2 protein-coding genes and 1 pseudogene are annotated in these 3,079 nt (G+C 50.9%); all 3 read right to left on the reverse strand.

Annotated features, from left to right (window positions below; translation table 11 throughout):
- Positions 1-217: pseudogene (locus ACR0IU_RS22210) on the reverse strand (hypothetical protein); the annotation flags it as partial.
- Positions 218-568: 351 nt separating this feature from the next.
- Positions 569-1,840: a hypothetical protein gene (locus ACR0IU_RS22215; RefSeq protein WP_480717781.1), complete on the reverse strand. Its 1,272-nt coding sequence runs from the start codon at positions 1,838-1,840 to the stop codon at positions 569-571.
- 115 nt (positions 1,841-1,955) lie between these two features.
- Entirely contained in the window at positions 1,956-2,561 is a 606-nt protein-coding gene (locus ACR0IU_RS22220; RefSeq protein ID WP_480717782.1) for a polysaccharide biosynthesis/export family protein, read from the reverse strand.
- Positions 2,562-3,079: the final 518 nt, after the last annotated feature.

The following is a 3,079-nucleotide window of genomic DNA, read 5'->3' on the forward strand; positions in this document are numbered from 1 at the left end:
CGTGGCATAAATGTGGCAGTCTGGACGTGACTGGGGCCTTGGCAAACGCGCTCCTTAGTTGGCGGCTGGTTTCGTAAGGCACCTTGGTCCTGCGCGGCAACACTATCTCTTTGACACCCCGCAGGCTCAGATCGAAACAAGCGTCCAACCACACCGCGTGTACGATGATCTGAGGAGGAAAGCGATGCCGCTTGTAGATGATCGCCGATGGCTTCATCTATATCGTCAATGTCCATTCTCAGACATGAACAACCAAACGGAAGTTAATGTGGCATCATCAGGTGTAGGTCAATTTTCTTTTCGATTCAGGCCGATTTTATCCCGTTCTGGTAGTCATGCTCTGGCGCAGTGGGCCAAGCACCCCCACAAGCAAAACCAGTTTGCCTGCCTAATGCAGCCTGCCAACCAATCCCAAAAGTGCGCCTGACCACGGTCTGCCAGTTACCAACAAGCCCGGATAGATCAATAAATCCCAAGCAGGCTCGGGATTTTGCCTGAAAGCAGCCAAGCTGAAGACGTCGCACGCGACCATGATCACCCAAAAGTTGATAACGCAAGCAATGCGGAATCAAGGCCAAGAACTGAAGGACCTTTGAAGCCCTAGAAAAATCGTAGTTCGGTCGCTGTCATCGTTGTCCTGTTCGTCCAATGCAGTATAGGAAATTCCGCTGACCACCTGCCAATTTTCGGTCAGATCATGACGATAGTTTAGCCCGACTTCGATCCGCCGCGCGTCATCCCCATCGTTATCCAGCGCGTTGCGATCGAAAACACTTATACTGGCCCCTAAACTGGAAACGGGGTTGATTTCCTGATCATAAGCAGCGCGCAGAGACGTATTGATATCTTCATTATCCTGATCATCGACGACAACCCGCTGACTGAGCCCAAAGGTAATCTGAGCAGCGGGCAGATCATAACGATAATTCGCCTCAATCAATGGGTCCGAACCCACCGCGTCGGCACCTGTTACACCTAACGATACATCTAGCGCCCCAAGGGGCAGGTCCATACTCCGGCTGACGGCCAGAAAGGACCGCCGACCGTCAGTATTGGCAAAAACTTCTGACGCATAGCGCAATCCGAGGGTCCCATTGGGCATTGCGCGTGTTATACCGATCTCGCCGCTGATCCCGTCATCGTCCTGGTTGGTTCCACCTCTGCGTTCGATGTCGGTGTAACTCACCCTGGCATCCACGGTTAAGATCGGCGTTACCGCAAACTCAGTGGCGAGGCCTATGTCTTTTTCTTTGCGGTCCGTGCCATCTGGATCCTCAGTATCAAAATCAAGGTACCGTCCTGTCAGGCTCAGCGTGACACGGGGATTAATGCGAAAATCCACTTGTCCGGAAAATTGATCCAGCGTGTTGTCAAAGTCATCGTCGGTATCTTCGAAATTTATCTCGTTATAGTCCCAATCGAAACTAGCCCCCAGCGGCGCCTCTTCTCCGACGGCACCGCGCAAGGCATAGCCAAAGACTTTCCGCGTACCTTCCGTTTGGGTGATGATATTGCCATCCTGATCAAAATCCTGATCGGTAAAAGTGAGGTCTCCATCAACATCCGATTGACTATAGCGCAGGTTTGCTCCCACAGAGGCGTTGCGGGTCGCTCGGCTGTAGTCGAGCCTCGCGAAAGAGTTGTCGAAATCGAAATTCTGGTCATTGGTGTCACGGAACTCTTCGATGTCAGTTCCCAGGTTAAGCGAAAAATTCTGGATGCTGGTCGCGCTTTCCAACCCAAACCCCAGAATCGTGCGCCCAAAGAAATCAGAGTCCCCGTCTACATCCAAATCCGGATTGTCACTCCACTCTAGCTGCTGTGTGACATCTAAGGTCATAAGTATGCCCGAGGGCACATCCTGAGCGCGCACACCCGGAGTGACACAAATCAAAACCGCACAGGCCAAAGGGCCCCGTCGTACTACAATAGATTTTTGCCTGTACGCTGTTTCGCTACTCGAATAAGCGCCTTGTTGGGACCAGAATGACATCTCCGTCCTTTAGCTCGATATCTGTTGTCACGGCTCCATTCGCGAGAGCCTTATAGTTCAGAATTGTTACACGTTGTACGCCGTCAGCACCAGTGCGTCGTAATTGAATACGTTTTATAGCAGCAAAGCGGGATACGCCGCCGCTGACAGCCACTGCCTGTAAAAGAGTGGTTCCACTTTCAACCTCGACGCGGCCTGGGATATTCACTTCTCCTATAAAAAACACGTCAATCGTTGGGCCTGAGAGGCCGCTAAACGTTGTCAGGTCCTGAAACGGTTGGACACCCACAAAAATCGTAGGCGGGGCCGCAAAATTCGAACTTAACGCATTGCGTAGCGACGCCTGCAGTTGGCCGATGGTTCGATCGCCCGCGCGAAGCGTTCCAGCAAAAGGAAAACTGATCTGCCCGTTTGGCAGGACTGCCACCGTACGATTGAGACTCGGATCTTCCAGCACTTCGATTTGAAGTAAATCGCCAGGTCGGATGCGATAATCACTTTGTGCATCGGCCGTAACCGCACTTAACAGCACTACCATGACCAAAGAAACTAAATGAGCGAACTTCATAGTGGATGCCTTTGTTACAACAGCAGAAATGCTCAGTAAAATAACATAGCAATACAATGCCTAGAAGAATAGCCCTTTAAAATCGATCCCCTATTGTAGTGATTAAGTCACGTTTTCGGAACTTGGAGTGTTTTGAGACCAAGAGCTTCGTTCTGGAGTTTAGCCCACAAAGTAAACTACGTTCAATATCGATCAACGACATCGCCAAGCTGTTTGCACAGACCCGAATTCAATCTGACCTAAGTCTTTCAGGCGGTCATTTCGAAAGAATAGCTGTACCAAAGGTCGAAAGCGTCAGTTCTGGCGTTCGGGAGGAACCTATCGAGATTTGATAGCGGCGCGGGCGAAAGGTTATACTGATCTGGTCGTGAGCAATAAGAAACCTTTGCGCCTACTTTGGCGATTTGAACCACCTCATGAGCCTCTCACGCTTTCGCGTGGGTGTGTGAGACCATTGAATCCGATTGCTCAACCCGACGATATCACCTAACTCCAATCAAGCGCATGAACAACTAAAC

The sequence above is a fragment of the Ruegeria sp. CL5 genome (assembly GCF_056536485.1).